The organism is Nocardiopsis sp. JB363, from assembly GCF_900143625.1.
In the GTDB taxonomy this organism is placed as follows: Bacteria; Actinomycetota; Actinomycetes; order Streptosporangiales; family Streptosporangiaceae; genus Nocardiopsis.
Genome location: NZ_FRFF01000079.1, coordinates 1 through 16,885, shown reverse-complemented (window position 1 = coordinate 16,885; position 16,885 = coordinate 1). Strand labels below are relative to the sequence as shown.

General features: G+C 68.5%; 21 protein-coding genes. 14 read left to right on the top strand and 7 right to left on the bottom strand.

Annotated features, from left to right (window positions below):
• The coding region (locus BQ8420_RS12020) for a lipopolysaccharide assembly protein LapB (RefSeq protein ID WP_087098409.1) at positions 1–542 on the top strand (542 nt) is incomplete at its 5' end.
• A gap of 412 nt (positions 543–954) precedes the next feature.
• Here the strand turns inward: BQ8420_RS12020 and BQ8420_RS31880 are convergent.
• The 3 genes from BQ8420_RS31880 to BQ8420_RS12005 all read right to left on the bottom strand — a co-directional run bounded on the left by BQ8420_RS31880 (position 955) and on the right by BQ8420_RS12005 (position 2,405).
• The gene (locus tag BQ8420_RS31880; RefSeq protein WP_160049301.1) at positions 955–1,143 is read right to left on the bottom strand and encodes a hypothetical protein; all 189 of its coding nucleotides are present in this window, start codon (positions 1,141–1,143) and stop codon (positions 955–957) included.
• A 362-nt stretch (positions 1,144–1,505) separates the two neighbouring features.
• A complete protein-coding gene (locus tag BQ8420_RS12010) occupies positions 1,506–1,928 on the bottom strand; it encodes a hypothetical protein (protein WP_235006116.1) in 423 nt (140 codons plus the stop codon).
• A gap of 30 nt (positions 1,929–1,958) precedes the next feature.
• Positions 1,959–2,405: a hypothetical protein gene (locus BQ8420_RS12005; protein ID WP_087098406.1), complete on the bottom strand. Its 447-nt coding sequence runs from the start codon at positions 2,403–2,405 to the stop codon at positions 1,959–1,961.
• A 75-nt stretch (positions 2,406–2,480) separates the two neighbouring features.
• Here BQ8420_RS12005 and BQ8420_RS31875 point away from each other — a divergent pair, with 75 nt between their 5' ends.
• A complete protein-coding gene (locus BQ8420_RS31875; RefSeq protein WP_160049300.1) occupies positions 2,481–2,651 on the top strand; it encodes a hypothetical protein in 171 nt (56 codons plus the stop codon).
• Between the two features lie 141 nt (positions 2,652–2,792).
• Here BQ8420_RS31875 and BQ8420_RS12000 read toward each other — a convergent pair whose 3' ends face one another.
• Positions 2,793–3,791, bottom strand: coding sequence for a hypothetical protein (locus tag BQ8420_RS12000; protein WP_087098404.1), 999 nt, complete (start codon positions 3,789–3,791; stop codon positions 2,793–2,795).
• A gap of 166 nt (positions 3,792–3,957) precedes the next feature.
• Here BQ8420_RS12000 and BQ8420_RS11995 point away from each other — a divergent pair, with 166 nt between their 5' ends.
• Genes BQ8420_RS11995 through BQ8420_RS11980 form a run of 4 tightly spaced genes read left to right on the top strand, consistent with a single transcriptional unit; the run spans position 3,958 to position 6,640 of the window.
• Positions 3,958–4,524, top strand: coding sequence for a hypothetical protein (locus tag BQ8420_RS11995; protein ID WP_087098402.1), 567 nt, complete (start codon positions 3,958–3,960; stop codon positions 4,522–4,524).
• Positions 4,521–5,339 carry a hypothetical protein gene (locus BQ8420_RS11990; protein ID WP_087098401.1) on the top strand — a complete coding sequence of 273 codons (819 nt, stop codon included), beginning with the start codon at positions 4,521–4,523 and terminating at the stop codon, positions 5,337–5,339. The genes BQ8420_RS11995 and BQ8420_RS11990 overlap by 4 nt, the downstream gene beginning before the upstream one ends.
• 16 nt (positions 5,340–5,355) lie before the next feature.
• Positions 5,356–6,420 carry a tyrosine-type recombinase/integrase gene (locus BQ8420_RS11985; RefSeq protein ID WP_087098399.1) on the top strand — a complete coding sequence of 355 codons (1,065 nt, stop codon included), beginning with the start codon at positions 5,356–5,358 and terminating at the stop codon, positions 6,418–6,420.
• A complete protein-coding gene (locus tag BQ8420_RS11980) occupies positions 6,344–6,640 on the top strand; it encodes a DUF6221 family protein (RefSeq protein ID WP_304528889.1) in 297 nt (98 codons plus the stop codon). The genes BQ8420_RS11985 and BQ8420_RS11980 overlap by 77 nt, the downstream gene beginning before the upstream one ends.
• 98 nt (positions 6,641–6,738) lie before the next feature.
• Here the strand turns inward: BQ8420_RS11980 and BQ8420_RS11975 are convergent, their stop codons facing one another.
• The 3 genes from BQ8420_RS11975 to BQ8420_RS11965 all read right to left on the bottom strand — a co-directional run bounded on the left by BQ8420_RS11975 (position 6,739) and on the right by BQ8420_RS11965 (position 9,848).
• Positions 6,739–7,413, bottom strand: a complete 675-nt coding sequence (locus tag BQ8420_RS11975) for a hypothetical protein (RefSeq protein WP_087098394.1) — start codon at positions 7,411–7,413, stop codon at positions 6,739–6,741.
• A gap of 873 nt (positions 7,414–8,286) precedes the next feature.
• Entirely contained in the window at positions 8,287–8,931 is a 645-nt protein-coding gene (locus BQ8420_RS11970) for a hypothetical protein (protein WP_143847215.1), read from the bottom strand.
• A gap of 2 nt (positions 8,932–8,933) precedes the next feature.
• On the bottom strand, positions 8,934–9,848 hold the full coding sequence (locus BQ8420_RS11965; protein ID WP_087098390.1) for a hypothetical protein: 915 nt from the start codon (positions 9,846–9,848) through the stop codon (positions 8,934–8,936).
• A gap of 60 nt (positions 9,849–9,908) precedes the next feature.
• On the opposite strand from BQ8420_RS11965, the gene BQ8420_RS11960 reads away from it, so the two are divergent.
• From BQ8420_RS11960 to BQ8420_RS11925, 8 genes are all read left to right on the top strand, one after another.
• On the top strand, positions 9,909–10,157 hold the full coding sequence (locus BQ8420_RS11960) for a hypothetical protein (protein WP_087098388.1): 249 nt from the start codon (positions 9,909–9,911) through the stop codon (positions 10,155–10,157).
• Positions 10,158–10,657: 500 nt separating this feature from the next.
• Positions 10,658–11,527, top strand: coding sequence for a hypothetical protein (locus tag BQ8420_RS11955; protein ID WP_087098386.1), 870 nt, complete (start codon positions 10,658–10,660; stop codon positions 11,525–11,527).
• A 75-nt stretch (positions 11,528–11,602) separates the two neighbouring features.
• On the top strand, positions 11,603–12,556 hold the full coding sequence (locus BQ8420_RS11950) for a hypothetical protein (protein WP_087098384.1): 954 nt from the start codon (positions 11,603–11,605) through the stop codon (positions 12,554–12,556).
• Positions 12,553–13,098 carry a hypothetical protein gene (locus BQ8420_RS11945; RefSeq protein ID WP_087098382.1) on the top strand — a complete coding sequence of 182 codons (546 nt, stop codon included), beginning with the start codon at positions 12,553–12,555 and terminating at the stop codon, positions 13,096–13,098. Before BQ8420_RS11950 ends, BQ8420_RS11945 begins: the two co-directional genes overlap by 4 nt.
• The gene (locus BQ8420_RS11940; protein WP_087098379.1) at positions 13,085–13,699 is read left to right on the top strand and encodes a hypothetical protein; all 615 of its coding nucleotides are present in this window, start codon (positions 13,085–13,087) and stop codon (positions 13,697–13,699) included. Before BQ8420_RS11945 ends, BQ8420_RS11940 begins: the two co-directional genes overlap by 14 nt.
• A complete protein-coding gene (locus BQ8420_RS11935; protein WP_087098377.1) occupies positions 13,696–14,271 on the top strand; it encodes a hypothetical protein in 576 nt (191 codons plus the stop codon). The genes BQ8420_RS11940 and BQ8420_RS11935 overlap by 4 nt, the downstream gene beginning before the upstream one ends.
• A gap of 263 nt (positions 14,272–14,534) precedes the next feature.
• Positions 14,535–15,149: a hypothetical protein gene (locus BQ8420_RS11930; protein ID WP_087098375.1), complete on the top strand. Its 615-nt coding sequence runs from the start codon at positions 14,535–14,537 to the stop codon at positions 15,147–15,149.
• Positions 15,150–15,394: 245 nt separating this feature from the next.
• Positions 15,395–16,885: hypothetical protein (locus tag BQ8420_RS11925; protein WP_160049299.1), on the top strand; the 1,491-nt coding region annotated here is incomplete at its 3' end.

The window sequence follows — 16,885 nt, the reverse complement described above, 5'->3', positions numbered from 1 at the left end:
TGCCCACCCCCGCCGCCCTCAGGGAGACCGCCCGACGCCTCCAGGGCCAAGGCGACCTCACACAAGCCGAAACCGCACTCCAGCAGGCCGAGCACCTGCTCGCCTCCACCGGGGACCGCACGACCCGCGCCCAGGTCCATGAAGAACTCGGAGTCCTCGCGCTGCACCAAGGGGATGCCGCCCTGGCGCAGAAGCGGTTCCTGCGGGCCCTGGAGACGGCCGGGGACGTGGAGTGGGAGGAGCGGGTGTGGCGGCTCAGGAGAAGGATGGGAGAGATCGCCCTCGCCGTGGGAGATCATGCCAAGGCGATCAAGAACCTCACCGCAGCCTGGGACCGGGCCACCGACTACCAGGACCTGGACCAGGTCGTGGGCATCTCCGCACCCCTGGCCCGCGCGCTGTTGGCGGTGGGCGAGATCGACCGGGCCCGCCAGGTGGTGGAGGTGGCCCTGCCCCACGCGCAACGCCGACACCTGGGCGCGCACGTAGAGGAACTACGCTCCCTCCAGCCGCTCACGCTCGGGGGTGACCGGTGCGGGTGAACGTGGGCTCGCTGATCCGGGCCAGGCGAGAACACCGAGGATGGTCGCTCACCGACCTGGCCGACATGGTGGGTGCGGGCCAGCCCCTCCTCGAATAGTTGGGGGCGGTACGGACGCCAACCGCCCACCCGGGCTCGTGATCGCCGCCCACAGCAACGAGCCAGAGGGGGAGAAGGGGCATCTGGAGCTCACCGCCACCATGGGCACGTGGTTCGGCCCCGCCTACCAGGTAAGGAACGGGCCGGGGTTCTCCCTGTTCTGGGATCCGAGCCTACCCACCCTCCAACGGTGGAACACCGATCCCCCGGCCGCGATGGTGCGGACAGCGGCGAGAGCAACACTGACCATCACCCCCAAACAATCGCCATGTGACTTCTGCAGCCTCCCCAGCGACACTTCCGGCCTTCCGAGTTCAGCTTCGTTCACACTGCGGTGGCGGCGGGGGGTTGGCGCCCAGCACCGCTACGCGGATCAGCCCGGTGCCGGCCTCTTCGCTGCCGTGGGCGGCGACTCCATCAAAGCGGCGTCGGGCGCTTTCCCCCCAGGACAGGTAGCGGCGGCCGAGTTCGGTGAGCTGGACCGTGGCGGCCCGGGCCGCCACGGTGGGCGACGGTTCCCTTCACAAGAGCCTCCAAAGAGCTGAGCTTGCGGCAGGCGGCCGTCGGGCTGAGGTAGACCGCGGCCGCCGCTTCGCTGATGGTGTCGTGCACGCTCAGGGCGCGCACGAGGTCGATGGTGGTGGAGTCGATGGACAAGGGGGACCTCCCGGGTCACAGCGTCCCGGGGACCGTACGTGCTCGCGCCAGTGCTGTGAGTCAATTTCGGGCAAAGGGTGGTTCTGTTTTTCCTACCCGCGTGACGGCCGGATCAGGCGGACCTGAGGGGCCACGCGCACAGTGGTTGGGTGCGTGGCCCTCGCTCTACCTGGCGTAGGTGACCCCCTAGGTGTGGCGCCGCACGATCTCAAGGCAGGCGTTTGAACCGGCGGAGTGTGTGCGAGACCAGGTACACCGCGGGGAGCATCGGCAGAACGCCCACGCAGGTGATCGCCACGGTGGTGAGGGACGTGGTGCGTTCCCACGTGGTCGCGGCCACCTGCAGGACACTGAACGCCAGAGCTCCCCAGACGACGAACTGCCAGCGCAACGCCGTGAACAGCCGGGTTCGGGTGCGTTCGATCAGCCATCCCCCCAGGAAGGTCAGCATGACGAAGCCGGGCGGGATCAGGGCTCCGGGCACCCCTTGGGGATGGTCGGTCTGGATGATGCTCCACCAACCGCCCACCAGGGCGAACAGACCGGCCAGGGCCCACAGCCAGCTGGGTAGCGCGTCATGGTCCAAGGGGGTGGGAGAGGGCTCGGGAGTCCCCGGAGGAGAGGTGTTCATGCCCTGATCCTGTCCCACCAGCCGCGCGTGTCAGGGCGCAATTGCGGATTCTCCTGGTGGTGAAGGGGCGCCTGGTCGAGTGTGGGAGGGCCAGCCTCGCGCGAGGGTGTAGGACAGGGACGTCGGGTCGGTCTCGCACTCGTGCCGCAGGTCACGGTGTACGTGCATGGGCACCGAGCGCTCCTGGGTGGCTTCTCTGCTGGAGAACGTCAGCGCGGTCCCCTCCGGCCGGGTGAGCTGTCCGAGGGCAGCCAGGTTGCGGAGCAAGCGCATCAGCCCGCTGGAGGAGATCCTCTTCGGAGCCTCACCGATATCGACGGGGCCGGAGTAGAGGACCTTGCGCAGCTGGGCCGGGGCGATCACGCAGACAGGTTCGGTCTCGGTCAAGACGAAGAGGACGTGCAGAAGCGACCTTTCCGCAGCGCCCATGTGTGGGCAGATCGCCGCCCACTTGGGGACGTGAGTGTGTTCGCTCATCAGGGATCCTTCGGTCCGGGGGTGTGGTGATGCCATGGTGAGCGAAAACCTTGGAGCCAGGCGAACCTCGGGCAGGTGCGAGACCATCGCTGCCCGCGTCTTGGACGTCGCAGGGGAACTTCCCGCGCGACCGTGGGCCTGGAGCCGGGCGCCGATATCCTCACCCCACTCACCACCACCGTCTATGGTCTGCCCGCCGCCGACCGACTCGCTCTGGTGCACGCCATCGCCCTCGCTCAGAGCTGAGCAGCCAACAGGCTCACCGACGTCGGCGAAAGCGGTGACCGCGCCCGGCCCGGGCACCGGCGCAATCCGAGCCGGACCGCGGGCGCGCGATGGAGGACGGTCTCGCCTGATCCGCCGCGATGAAGAGCACACCCATGGTGCTCACAGGCCACCAGCGGCGTTCAGCGATGCCTCCCCTGAGCCAGTGAGCATCATCTTGTCCGCGTTGCTCCCATCAGCCGGTACCACGGCCCGGATGAGGTGGCGCTTCCACACACTCACGTAGGTCTGGAAAAGTTCCACCTGGCGTTCGGTGGCGCGCTCACCGGTCTCGGTATTCATCTCCTCGAAGAAGGAGCCGGCCTCCACCGGTCGCCCTGCCCGATGGATGTGTCCCAGCAGCGTGAGCTCGTCTTTGCTCAGTTCGCAGACCTGCTGTGCGGCGTCTTGGAACACGAACTCGTTGAGGTGGCCCAGTACCCACTCCGCCACGGTCCCCGGGTGAACGTCGAAGTCCTCCATGGGCCAGGGCAGGGAGCCGAAATCGTTGTCGCTGAGGGTCACCTCGAACGTGCGGGCATCACCCGGCAGTCTGAACTGGATCTGCCATACCGGCAGCATGTCGGGGATATCCTGGACGTATTCCAACAGCAGGGTGGCGTCCCGCTCCTTGAGCAGCTTCGCCACTCCGGCTGCCTGCTTCCGTATCCCCCAAGTGCCCGAGCCGGCCATGGCTCGCACTTCATCGGCGGCCTCCCCCACTGCCCGGGGCACTGCCTTCACCGCCGCCTGTGCTCTCTGCAGCCTCTCGAACGTCTCCTCCAAGTCGCCCGTGACTTCCCCACGGTCTCCTGCGGCACCGAGCCATCGGCTCGTTCCCTGTACCAGGCGCTCCAAGGACACCGCGATGTCGTGAGCGGCGTCCAAGACGGCGGACGCCTGCTCGGGCGAGCCCAAGGCGTAGTCGGAGTCCACGCCGCGAGCCAGGTGGGCCAGGCCGTGAGCGGCCGCCAGGGCCGCGCCGGACACCGCCCGCGGAGAGTAGAGCGTTTTACCATTGACGGCCAGCTCGGTGAAGGACTCCTGGTCCGCGATGTCGGCGACCTCGGTGTCGGGGGTGGCGTCAACGAGCCGGTAGGGGAGGGCAGAGTTCGTGTCCATACCTGCACGCTAGCCCCGATCGAGCGTGCGCGTCCGCCTCTTCGCCACTCGCGTTGCCGGATGGAAACCCCGTTCCTCCCCGCCCCTTCAGAACAGGAAGGCTGAACCGCCACCGGTATGCACGATAGACAGGGGTCAAGGGCGTGAAAATCGGTACCGTCGGGTCATGAACGTCGTGTGGCTACGCCCCCGCCCCCGCCCAGATCGCCCCGAGGAGCACCTCTTCATCGACGCCGCGACCATCCGTGGACTACGTGTACAACCCCTGCCCTGGCAGGAGACACGACGCGACCAACCCCACCGGCGGGTACTGCACGCGCTGGTATCGGGCCAACGCGCCCCCGTCGAACTCATGCGCGGTGAACACCAGGACATCGCCCAGACCGCGGCGGAGGACCTGGCACGCATCTTGGCCACCGAACGCGGCCACTTCGACAGGGAAGGCGGTGGGGTCATCATCACCTGTGGCCAGGAGACCCCCGAAGGGGTGCTGTTCCACGTCGAGCGCACCGGCCGCCCCGACGATGTGCGTGATTGGTGGCCCAAGGCCTACCGTGCACGCATCGAACAGCAGCAGGCGGCCGCCCGGGCCGAGGCTCGCGTGCTCAGCCGCAACCCCCTCGACGACCTCGCTCTCGATGTCGAACCGGCCACCGCGGTTCCGGCCCGGAACGGTTCGTGGCCCCGGAACTGGAACCCGGGGAGTCCCACCAACGCTGTGGAGGAGCCGTGAGCGAGGACGACGCGCTCCAGGCGCGTATGGTCGCACGCCAGTGTTGGGATTCTGAAACCCTCACCGGTCCCGCCAAGCAACGCTTCGCTACCAACGACAACCTCGACCTGCCGCGCGGGTTGGCCCATCAAGGTCGCTACGCGCTACGTATGCTCGACCTCTTCGACGCCGACCTGGAACGGCTCATGGCCACCGCTGCCCGGTGCCGCCAAGCCGCCCAACAAGAGGGGCCCGAGCGGCGCGCGATGTGGATGCGCGCCACCGACCTGTGCGAGCTGGCCGTGGCACGGGTGACCAACCTGGCCGGAGAGGACCCCCAGCTCCAACAGAGGGTCGCGCACCGATTGCTGTACCCCGAGCCCGACCCTGGTGAGGAACTCCTCTACCGGACTGTGTGGGTCGCACGCCTTCCCGACCCGCACGTGCTGTTCAGGGCCTCGTGCATGGAGCGGCTCACCACCGGGCAGCGGTGGGCCCGACAGGTACGCCCGTTGCGTGCTCCGCGCTCGTGTTGTCGCTACCACGGCGGAGACTGGCACCAGGCCGCCCGTTTGGCCATCCACCTACTGCGCCGCGTCCACCAAGACCAGGCCAGCACCGAGGAGACCTTCGAGCGGGCCCAACACCTGGCCGACCAGGGCGGCCACCCGGTGTGGGTACGCAAGGCCGCGCTCAGTCTGCTGGACCCGGCCGACGGCATCATCGTGGGCCGGCTGGCGGGCCACGATGAACCGTTCTTGATCAACGGCCAACACCGCACCCAAGCCCTGGTCGAGGCCGGGGTACGACGCACGGTCGCCCTGTACGAGCGCTGACCCTACGCTGAGCCCTATGCCCGATGACCTGATCACCGTCTCCGCCCCGGCTCTCCCCGACCGCGTGGACCTGGACACCCTCGCGACCGCCGAAGGGCAAGGCGAACAGGTCGTCGCGGCCATGGCCGCGCAGATCCGTGACCGCTCCACCCGACCCAACACCGCAGCCGCCTACGGTCAGGACCGCACCCGCTGGGAGCGATACTGCACCATCGCCGGTCTGAACCCCAACGTTCCTTCGGCGGACGCGCTGACCGTGTATGCGGCCTGGCTGATCGCCAACCCCGGTGCCGGGGTGAAGCACGCGGCCCCGGCCACCCTGCGGCGTCGGGTCCACGGGGTCGTGGCGTCCTGGCACGCCCAGGCCGCCACCGTCCCGCACCGGGTCGGGGTCGAGGCGATGCAGGCCATCGCCGCACACGAGCGTTGGTTGGCCGACCACCACCTGGACGCCGGACGCGGCCAAGCGCCCTTGTTGACCGTCGACGGATTGCAGCGGCTCGTGCGCACCTGCCCCACCACACAAGCCGGACTCCGTGACCGCGCGCTGCTACTGCTCGGGTTCGGGATCGCGGCCCGCCGCTCGGAACTGGCCGGCCTGGCCGCCAGCGACATCACCGCGGACTACCACGGTGGCGCCCTGCGCGGCGTGGTGGTGCGCGTGCGCTCCTCTAAAACCGGCCAGGGCCGAACGGTGCCGATCGCACGCGGGCAGGATCGGGCCACCTGCCCGGCCATCGCGTGGCTGCGCTGGACCCAGGCCAGCGGAATCTCCTGCGGGCCGGCGCTACGGCGGGTGGATCGCCATGACCACATGCGCGAGGACGGCCTGTCGGCGGCCGCCGTGGGCGAGGTGATCCGGCGTGTGGGTCAACGCACCGGCGACGCCGACCTGGCCGCGCTGACCGGACACAGCCTCCGCGCCGGGCTGGCCACCGCCGCACGCCGGGCCGGTCACGACGTCCAGGCCATCGCCCGCGTGGGCGGGTGGGACACCCATTCCCGTGAGCTGGCCAAATACATGCGCATCGCCGACCAGTGGGATCGGTTGGACAACGCCACCGTCAACATCGGCCTATGACTCCAGTGCGAGCCAACACATGGCCCGTCACCTCCCCGACAGGGTGCTGCGTGAGTTTGAGGGGAAGCGGGCCATCCTCCGCGAGTACACGGACTACGTCACCGGCTGGGAGGAAGAGCGTGAAGCCCCGGACGGCGTGGGCGCGCTCCAGATCGTGATCCGCCACCTGGCCGCCGTCTACTCCGCTCACCCCGACTACGACCGTGAGTGGGCACCGTAGACCCAACGCGAAAGGCGCGCACCACACGGTGCGGGCCTTCGCTGTTCGGGCTCGGAGTGGCGTTGGTCGTGGGCTGGGCAAGTCACTCCCCGGTGTGCTCAGCTTCGAGCGTGCCGCACCTGGGGAACAAGGCGGTCGTGAAGGTCCACCAGAGTCACTGATTCCTCAACCAGAGCAAGGGCGCGGCGTTCCTCACCGTCCGGGTACACCTGCGAGCGATCCACCAGGTGAGGTTGCCCCATGATGGTCCACGCCGAAACCAGGGCCGCCACCACCGTGCGGAGAGCCTTGTCGGTTGGGGTGGTCTCACAGGACACCGGGAGGGTGTTCCCCTGGGCGGGGATCAGCGACGGCATCCACGTCGCGGCTTGGCCCTCTCCCAACCCGAGCATCGCTTCGACCCAGTCGCGACGCACCCACTGCCACAACCGCAACCCCTTCGGCGAGGGTCCCCAGGACAGAGCATCGACCGGCAGCTGGCTGCCGCCGAACTCGACCGCTCCAACGCCCCCGTCGAACACCGCAAGGCCATGCGGGGAGGGGCTGTTACTCTCCACCCAGCGCACGTCAGGAAGCTTCTGTCCGGACGACATGGACAGGTCGGTCATGGCGGGAGTGAGCCAGTACAGGTCCGCGGCGGACAACTGGTGGGCCAGGGAAGCGAACTCGACGCGGTCCTCGGGAAGCAAGGCATAGAGCGGAGTGGCGGGGTCATTCATGAGGTGGGCCATCTGCTGGCGGATGCTGGGCAGGTGGCAGGGGTTCCAGCGCACGGGGGTCTCCTGTTCTCGGGGCGGACCCTGGCCAAGCGAAGTGGCCGGGGGCCGTCTTTGCTTTGGGGCTCACCGGCTCGGTGAACCCTCCTCTTCCTCCAGAAGCTCCAGCGCCTCCGCGAACGCCCGCAAAACCTCGGGGCGGGTATCGCCCTGAGAGGCAACCTCAGGGTCGGACGAGTGTGCGACGTACCCGCCGCCCTCGGAAGTGACAGTGATGTGCATGGGCCGATTCAAGCAGGCGACCCCTACTCATGCGGCCCATTCACCCCAACCACCATCCTGGTCGGCGCACCGCCTCATGCGGGCGTGCCCATCAACGGCAGCGAGCTTCCGAGCCTGGGGTCGAGACTGGCAGGAGTCGTTGATCGAGTGATCTGTATTCTCCGTGGCTTCCGCCGACGCGATCACTGTGTGTGGTCGCTGGGGGCGTAGCGGTGCCAGGTCCCTCCCGCCTGGGCAACGACCCGGGTGGTGGTCTTGTCGTGGAACCCCAGCGCTTGGGCGATTTGCCTTGCAGTTCTAGTTCATTTCCCATAGGGGCGCGGTTCCTAATAGCGCCCTTTTTCGTACACTCACAAAAGGGCGGCCAGGATCACGGTGTGGCCAAGCGGCGACAGATCTCCACCCCTAGACCGCGAGCACCACCGGTGACCACAGCGACCGCAGACCCTGGTGGCACGTGGGTGTTCATGGGGCCTCCGAGACCAAGCGGTCCCGGATCATCGCGCTCTCGACCGAGCCCAGCCGCGAGTACAACTCCAGCGCCTCGGCCTCTTCAGCGACTGCGCCGACACGCACGGCGAGCGCCTGAGCCGGTGGTGTTCTTGGGGATGGCACCGCCGCAGGTGTTCATGGTCATTGTCGTCCTTTTCAGGGGGTCGGCCACGTACCCATCGCCATGATCTGGGGCCACTCGATCGGTCCGATGCCGGTGGTCCATTCGCCGTGCCCGTCCGGGCAGGATGCGGTCCCGATGTAGCCGTCCCAGATCAGTTGTAGGGGGGTGTCGCGCCTGCACACCGGACAGGCCACCATCACCACACCGTCCGCGCCGGTCAGGGTCATCCCGCTGATCGTCATCGACACCAGCGGTTCGCCGTCCCCGGCCCGGTCGGTGTCCTCATCGATCAGGGTCAGATCGGCCACCACGATCATCCGCACCGCCATCACCACATCATCCTGTTCCTGGGGGCCGGCGTGCAGGAGCGGTTCCAGCAGGCTGCGCTGGTAGGGGGTGGCGTGCTCGGGGACGACGGTGGGCCAGTGCGCGGCGCGGATGCGGGTGCCGGGGTGCTCGCGGTGGATACGACCGCGGGACTGGTCCCAGACCAGCCACACCAGCACGGCACGGGTCAGGTCCACAGACACCGGCAGATGAAGATCACGCCGCTCTCGGCGGGCCAGTACCCGCGTGCGATAGACGGCTTGGCGGGCCAGGAGTTGGGCCATGCCCCAGGCGGTGGCGTCATCGAGCACAGTGTCGGCGTATCCGTCTCCGTCGATGCTGGAGGTCATCTTCATCCCACCCCACCGGCCCCACCGGGTCGGTTCTCGTCTTGGCCGGTCAGGTCCCATGCGGCTACGGTGCGCCAGGTGTAGGCCGGGGCGGTGGGGTCCTGGCTCACCCACACCAGCGCCAGGGTGCGTACGTGCACCGGGATCGTCGGGCGGGTGCGGCCGATCCGGTCGGCCAGGGCCCGGCCGGTGCCGGCGGTGTGGCAGTAGGCGGTGGCCAGGTGGAAGGATCGGGGGGTGTGCACACGGGTCGGTGTGTCCGGGCCCTGGATGTCGGCGACGCGGGCAGCGGTGCGCAGCAGCGCGGCCACCCCCTCCAGGGAGGATTCCCAGGACCAGCCCGGTGGCCGGCGCCAGGGGTCGGGGAGGCCTTCGTCTAAGAGCACACCGTGCTCGGTCACCGTGGGGACCATCAGCGCCTTCACCGGGGGTGCGGTCAGACGGTCCACCCACTGGGAGAGCGCATCGGCCAACCGGCCTGCTTCGTCTTCGGTGGCCTGGTTCACACGGCCGATGGTGATGTGCCGCCACCGCTCGGGCACCGGGGTGATCAGGTCCCGGTGGCCGGGCAGGATCTGCCCCTGCCGATCGATTTCGTCCACCAGGGGGCCGCCCTCGCAGCAGTGGTCGCCGCAGACGTCGGTTAGGGCGTACAGGTGCAGGCGCTCCTCCCCTGCCGGCCAGGGGCGGACCGCGCCGTGGATGAACGGGGTCATCGGCCGCAGGAGAGCGGCGACGTGGGCGATCTCGGCACGCGCCGCGGCGACCTGGTCCGGGCCGGTCTCATCGGGTCCCAGCACCCCCTCCAGGTCCTGGCGTAGTTCCTCCCGGGCGCGCAGGAGCCGGGCGTGGGCCTGCTGTAGTTGGAGGGTGGACATGTCCTCGTAGTGGCGGGACTGCTCGATCTTGGTGGCCATACAGGTCAGTGTGCCCGTCGCCGGCAGCCTCTGGGTGTCCGGAACCGGTCATGACAGCCAGTGACCGCGCTCGGGCGGCAGGGGAATACGCTGTTCTTTATCCCCGATGATTCGACCGTTGTCTTCGCCCCGGCCCTGGCTGAGCGGGTGGACCTGGACGCTCTCGCGATCAGTGGCGGGCAAGGTGAGACGGCCTCCGCGCCGGTGCTGGCCTCCGCCGCACGAGGGGCCGGTCACGATGTTCAGGCCATCGACCGCGTGGGCGGACGGAACCCGCTGGACCACGCCACCGTCGACATCGGCCTGTGAATCCGGCTGTGGGTGGCATGATCCGTCCCATGACTCGGCACCGCACCCCCGAACAGCTCGATGCGCACGCCGCCCAGTCCCGAGAGCGACGGCGTCGTGCAACCACTCAGCGCACCGAACGAGACCTGGACCCTCCCAAGAGAGGGTCCCTTCTCAGACTGGTGCGGCGAGGACACCACGTGAATGATGTGGCGGCGCAGATGGGGGTGTCGATGGTGGCGGTGTGGGAGCGGGCCCGAATGTTCCCGGAGTGGGGGCGAGAGTTGGACGAGGCCCTGTTGCGGGGGCGTGATCGCAAGATCTCGCATGACAGTGAGTGGTCGTACCGGGTGCATCGGTGCCGGTGTCCGGAATGTCGGGAGGCCAAACGCCGGTACCGGTGAGGTGTTCGTACTGGCAGGGACCCCTTCCCACAAAAACTAACCAGCCTGTTTACAAATCTAATCATGGTGGTTAGTGTGGTGGGTGTCGGAACAACACCACACCCGCGAAGGGGACCCATGACCTACCTCGACACCGGCTACACCGAAACCGCCTTGCTGTGGAACCAGGTAGACGGGTCACTCTCCCCCACCATCAAACCGGCCCCCCACGAGGCCTGCACCTTCCGCGTCCACTGGGGCCTGGACCGCCACATCGGCCTGCCCACCGGCCTGCGCGCCGACGTCGCCAACCGCTACATCAACGCCCTGGAGCCGATCGTTGTGCGGCTCGCCGAGTTCGCGACCAAGGAGTACATCCCCACCGACTTCTACGGCGGTGCGGACGGCTACGCGCTCGTTTACAGCGACGGCTACGAGCCGTACATGCGCGCCCTGGAACAGATCATCGACAGCGACCACGACCGCCACGACTTCGGTCTGCGTCTTCAGGCCGAAAACGACCTCGGGATGGACCCGGGCTACTACACCCCGAGCGAGGCGGTGGTCGAATCCCGGATGCGGCAGATCGAAACCGACCGCATTCGCGACCTGATCGTGGACGGCGACGCCGACTACACCACCGCCCAGCCCGGCGCCCGATACACCCTCATCCGCATGGACAACAAGACCGGACACCTGTCCGCGCACACCCGCCCCGCCGACCAGGGTGAGAACGTGACGGAGTGGCAGGTCAGCCCGCTCAGCTCCCGACAGGCCAACCAGGTCATGCGCAAGATCGGCTCCGACGCGCTGCGCTTGGCCCACCCCACCGCGCCCGGCGTGATCGTCTCCGACGCGCGGCAGCGACTGGAGACCGTCTTGGCCCGTTTCCTGATCGGTGAGGACCAGGTGAGCGAGCACCTGGACGAGCAGGGCCTCAAGGACACCCCGGCCCACCGCGCCAAGGCCCTACGCTCTTTGCTCCACACCCGCGCCCAGCGCCGGTAACGGACGTCCGCCCCGGCCGTTATCCGGGGCGGGCGCCCGCCCGCCAGCATCCCACACCAGCGACCGAAGGAAGATATGAACACCGACGACCAACCCGAGGAGTTCGACCCGACCGCGTTCGTGCGCGTGGACCGGGACGCTCTGCTGGCGATGGACCCCATCGACCGGTTCCGCACCTGCCAGAGGATCAAGGACACCGGGATCAGCGACCAGGTCGATGACCTGCGCGCCGGTGCCGTGTTGGAACTGGCCGGCCGGTACGGCCGTATCCATGGCACGAACACCAAGGTCGCCGACCTGCTCGGGGTCACCGGTGCGTTCGTGGGCCGGCTCCTGAGCCAGGCCGACGCCAACGCCGAAACCCAGGAGCAGATTCGTGCCCGCCTGGACCGGCAGGACGTGGAGGACATCACCGCGGCCCCCCAGGCTCGCCTGCGGGCGGTGCAGGACCTTGTCCGGACCGTGCAGCGGTTTCTGCCCGGTGCGGAGGCCGACGCCGAGCGCGGGGAGTTCGACTCGGCCCAGATCATGATCCAGGTGATCCACAGCACGGCCGCGGACACCCTGCGGATCCTGTCGGGAGAGGCCGATCAGGAACGGTTGGGGGAGGCCCACGCCATCGAGGAGGGAAGCGCCCCGCACCAGGAGCGCACCTACCGGTTGCGGTTGTCCTACCGTGACGAGGCCGGTGCGTGGGTGGAGCGCTCCGACCGGGGGTGGGAGGCCTTCAACGAGTTTTCGATCGCCGAGGTCGCCGAGGACGCCCGGTGGCTGGTCACCGACCTGCATGAACGGCAGGGGGAATCCACCCCGGGCCGTGTGTGGCAACTGGAGCTGTGGTCTGAGCGTGACGGGGAGGGGGAGCCGGACTACACCCGCGAGCACGTGGAGCACACCCCCAGCGAGCAGGATCGGCTGTCCTGGGAGATCACCCGGCAGGCCACCGACGCCGAGGGCAACGTCGACGTGGCCCAGGTGCGCCGGCTGTGGGTCGAACAGTTCACCGCCAAGGATGGTGAGGGCGCATGATCCGGTCTCAGGAGATGATGCGCGCCCAGGGCCACAGCTCTGGGGGGCAGATCTTGCGGGAGTGGCGACAGCAGGTTCCCTACCCGGTGACCCTGCGGGTGGTCGAACCCATCGTGGGGGCCGTGCACGGCCCCGAGTTCGACGCGGTGTGGATGGTCCTGGCGTTGCAGGCCCTGCTGCCGCACCGCTTCGCCGACGACGGCCAGGTCGGTATCGGCCAGGCCGCCGCCACGGGCACCAACTTCGCCCGGTTGCGTAAGGCCATCGTCGCCGCCCGCAACGGCGATCGTGACGCGGTGGTGCGCCACGTGGCCGATATCGCCAAGGCCCATCATGCCCAGGCCGGTTACGCGCACACCTTGGGGATGAGGCGTTGGGCCAAGGATACCGCCTGCGCCCTGTCCCAGGACCGGGAGCGGGTGTGGGCCCTGAGCCAAAAGTGGACGATGGAATACAAACAGGCCACCAGCAAGAAACCCGCCGTCCAGGGCCCTGTTTCGGCACCGCAACTGCCCCAGGAGAGGTTCGATGAGCACGCTTGAACACCCCATCACCCAGGTGCCCGGCCTGACCTCTGAACGCCTCCAGGTCGCGGTGCAGATCCCTCTCAACCCCCAGTGGTACCGGGACATGGTGCGGCTGAACCCCACCCTCGCCACCCACGCGGCCATCGGCCAGGTCTTGGGCGATGAAGCCGACGCTGGAGCGTTCGACGCGGTGTGGATGCTCCTCGCGCTCCGGGCCGGGCAGGCCGGGTTCGCGTTCACCACCCGGCCCGGTCGTGGTGGGCGTCTGGCCAGCGCGATGATGCAGGTCCATGACCAGCGCGGGCAACACCACGACGCCACCGAGATCCTGTTGGACGCCTTCCGCCGCGAGATCCTGCGGGGGGAGCGGGCCCGGACCTTGACCCACATCCGTAAACGCCTGATCGACGCCCGTCAGATCCTTAGCTCCCAGCAGCGGGGCGGGACCCTCAACCTCCTGCCGGAGCGGATCGTGCGCGACGTCTACACCGCCCTGCACCCGGATCGGGAGGTCCGCGCCGAGTTCGTCCGCTTCATGCTCACCGAGCACTACCGGGCCCAGGTCGCCGCCGAGCACCTGCGCGCCCAAGATCAGCGTGAGGCGGAGAGCATATGAAGCAACAACAGCGCCAAGCCCTGGAGAAAGCGCTCTGGTGGGGGTGGAAGTTCCCCTACCGGGAGAGCCCACGGTTCCCCGTGGGCAACCACGGCCGGTGGCACCACATCCGTGACCTGCCCCGCGAGGATCTGTCTCCGACAGGCCGGTTGCACGAGACCGCACAAGAGGTGACCGGCGAGAGCGGTACCGACTCCTACCTGGTGGCCGCCTATCTGCTGGCGCTGGCCAGCTGGCCTCTGGAAGGGCGACAGAGCCCGGTGGAAGGCCCCTCCCTGGGGCACGCTCTGGCCTTCGCTGAACCACTCAAGAAACCTACGGGCCGGACCCGGGCGGAGGCGCACGTGCACCAGGTGATCGCGCACCGCACCCGCACCGAGGAGATCCTGCACGCGGTCACCGGCGCCGTACGTCACTGCTGGAAGGTCGGCCAGCCGGTGCACCTGGCCGAGACCGCACCGCTGTTGGTCGAGCTCATCGACCCCTCCGAGAAGGTGCGCTACCAGGCGAGCCTGCGCATCGCGCAGGACTACCAGCACACCCTGTACAACCGGCGGAAGGTGCCAGCGTGATCATCGGAACCCACCACCAGCGGCTCCTTGACGAACTAGGCCCTACAACCACCCGACCGTCAGGGTCCTGGAATGAAGAACTCGCCCACTTCGGCTTGTCCCCCTCCCTGCCGGAGCCACCCCCGGCGTGTTGGCCGCGACCCGTATCACTGGCACCACCCCCACCTCCCCCGAGCACCGAGCGATGTGGCTGGTTCTGGCCCTGGCCGGGGCCAGCCGGGCCCCCGTGCGGGGAGGGGCGGGGCGCCGACGAGGATGAACGTATGAGTGCACCCGATCCGTTCGAGCAGCGCCGCCAGCAGCGGGCTCTCAAAGCGGCCGAGCGCCTGGCCAAGAAGGACGGGCACCGCTGCCACGACTGCGGCCACAAGTTCGCCCGCCTGAAGATGTCTCGGTGCCCCGCCTGCCTGGACAAACGTTCTGATCAGGAGGCCGCCCTCCGTGAGCGGCACTCTCACCAGGCCCTGCCCACGCTGGTCCAAGACCGGCTGTTGAAACAGTTGGCTGCGGGGGAAGATCCGGTGCAGGTGTGCGCCGAGCTGAACATCACCACCCAGCGGATCTACCACCACCGCCTCTACGACCCGGCGTGGGAGCAGGCCTTGGACGAAGCGCTCACCGCCGGGCGCGCGGCCGGACTGGAACACGGGCATTCTTCCACCTACAAGTGGGACCGGTGCCGGTGCCCGGAGTGCAAGGCCGCCCACCACCCCAAGGAACCCGTCTTCGATCTGGAGGGGATGGCCGCCCGGGATCGGCGGCGGCGCGCGGAGAAGCGCCGGCTCCGACGGTGGGAGGTCGTCCAGCGGGCCAAGGAGGACCGGGAGACCCACCCCGTGAAGGGGCCAGTCGGCCCTGGGGCACTGAACGACCCCTGAAAAGCACCCTTTGGGCAGGAGGCCCTCCCGGCACGAATGGTCAGAGGGTCCTGCGCAGAGTCGGGTGCCAAGCCCAAAGCGCCATCCTTGGTCAGGCCAGAAGGCTGAGCACATCGCCCACCGCGTGGACAACATGACCTGCACGACGAGGGCGATGTGACCAGGATCGGCCAGCTCACCCAAACGCCTCATCCGGTCAGTCACCGTGTGCTATTCGTGCGTCTATGCAGCCAGACCGTCGACGTGTGCAGACCGCCGTGACCGGTGACCCCCACTCCGCTGACCCCGCCTACATGCCCACCGACCCCGACGAGGCCGAGGAGTTTCGCGCTCAGGCTCTCGCCGGGGAAGAAACGCACTGGTGTGGCACACTGCTCGGCGGATGCGGGGGCCGCCTGGCCCTGAAAATCATCCGCGAACGCGACACCGTGCCGCACTTCTCCCATCGAGGAGACAGCAACCTCTGCGCGCGCCTGGCCCGCGGAGGGGAGCATACGCTGGGCGGACAGAGCGCCGACCACCTCTACGCCCACCGCCACCTGCGCACCTGGCTGACCGAGCACCAACGCTCCGTGCCCGAACAGGTCGAATACGTAGGACTCGCCCCGGGCAAAGCCTGCACCGAGGTGGTCATCCCCCTCACCGGCACCACTTCACTGCGGATCGTCTTGACCAGCGACCTGGACCACGAACTGCTGGAGATCGCCCGCTCCCCCATCGCCCGCGATTACGTCTGGCTCGTCCGAGCCAATTCAGCGCTCACCCGCACCCTCTTTCAGCACGGTGTGCCCTACCGGTTGATCCGCCTGGTCCCTGGGAAGGACCACGGGCGTGCCGTCGAGGTGGGCTTGCCCGACGGCTCTGGTGAACCCGCCTGGACCCCCTTGGCCCAGTGTGTGCTGGGCGCGGGCACCCTGTACCGTGCCCCGAGCGCGACACTCCCTGCCCCACCCGCACCGCGCCATGAGCCCTCCCCCACCTCGGAGAAAGCCCCCGACCCGTTGGAACAGGCGGTGCACGGGCTACTCCACGCACTGACCACGGGTGAGGCCCGCGGAGCCATCATCACGTGGGCCCAGACGGTACAACGCCAACTCCGCGCCGCGCGTAAGCGCGGGTTGGCACCGGACCTGGCCGTGGAGGCGCGCGCCGCATTGGACCAAGCGACCGTGGCGATACGGTCTGGTTCCCCCTCCCCTGAGCCTGCCGATAGGAAGCAGGAAGGGACCAGAGCGGCCGGCCAGCACGAACGCGTACAACAGCAAGCGCGCCGACAAAAGACAGAAGAGGAGCGGGCGCAGCGGGAGCGACAACATCGGGAGATCGCCCGGCAGGTGAGGAGAGTCGTTGGCAATCTCGACTGGGCCAAGGCCTACCGGCGCTCCATCGCTTATGAGGACAACCGTGCCAAGTTGGAGGAGTTCCTCACCCGACCCGACACCCCGCCCGGCATCATCGACCAGGTCAACGGACATCTGGGCGAGTTTCCCGCCGACCTCTTCACACCCGAACAGGCACCAGCGGGCAAGGGAGAGCCACGACCCGGGCGTCGTCGCGGCCGCTGCAAGAAGGAAGCGCCGCGTGGTGGGCATCGCCGCACCGAGGAACACCCCGAACCAGCCGTTCCCCGTCCCCGGCCAGTGCTGGAGATCCAAGCCACGATCGACGACCGCTCACGCCAGATCCTGGAGGAGCTGCGCGCCTCCCGACACCGACCCACCCCCCGCACTGTCACA

Coding starts and splice junctions, on each gene's coding strand:
- BQ8420_RS11930 (WP_087098375.1), top strand. CDS start 14,535: ATGAGTGCACCCGATCCGTTCGAGCAGCGCCGCCAGCAGCGGGCTCTC.
- BQ8420_RS12005 (WP_087098406.1), bottom strand. CDS start 2,405: ATGAGCGAACACACTCACGTCCCCAAGTGGGCGGCGATCTGCCCACAC.
- BQ8420_RS11965 (WP_087098390.1), bottom strand. CDS start 9,848: ATGGCCACCAAGATCGAGCAGTCCCGCCACTACGAGGACATGTCCACC.
- BQ8420_RS12000 (WP_087098404.1), bottom strand. CDS start 3,791: ATGGACACGAACTCTGCCCTCCCCTACCGGCTCGTTGACGCCACCCCC.
- BQ8420_RS11945 (WP_087098382.1), top strand. CDS start 12,553: ATGATCCGGTCTCAGGAGATGATGCGCGCCCAGGGCCACAGCTCTGGG.
- BQ8420_RS11955 (WP_087098386.1), top strand. CDS start 10,658: ATGACCTACCTCGACACCGGCTACACCGAAACCGCCTTGCTGTGGAAC.
- BQ8420_RS11935 (WP_087098377.1), top strand. CDS start 13,696: ATGAAGCAACAACAGCGCCAAGCCCTGGAGAAAGCGCTCTGGTGGGGG.
- BQ8420_RS11995 (WP_087098402.1), top strand. CDS start 3,958: ATGAACGTCGTGTGGCTACGCCCCCGCCCCCGCCCAGATCGCCCCGAG.
- BQ8420_RS11940 (WP_087098379.1), top strand. CDS start 13,085: ATGAGCACGCTTGAACACCCCATCACCCAGGTGCCCGGCCTGACCTCT.
- BQ8420_RS11985 (WP_087098399.1), top strand. CDS start 5,356: ATGCCCGATGACCTGATCACCGTCTCCGCCCCGGCTCTCCCCGACCGC.
- BQ8420_RS11950 (WP_087098384.1), top strand. CDS start 11,603: ATGAACACCGACGACCAACCCGAGGAGTTCGACCCGACCGCGTTCGTG.
- BQ8420_RS11970 (WP_143847215.1), bottom strand. CDS start 8,931: ATGACCTCCAGCATCGACGGAGACGGATACGCCGACACTGTGCTCGAT.
- BQ8420_RS12010 (WP_235006116.1), bottom strand. CDS start 1,928: ATGAACACCTCTCCTCCGGGGACTCCCGAGCCCTCTCCCACCCCCTTG.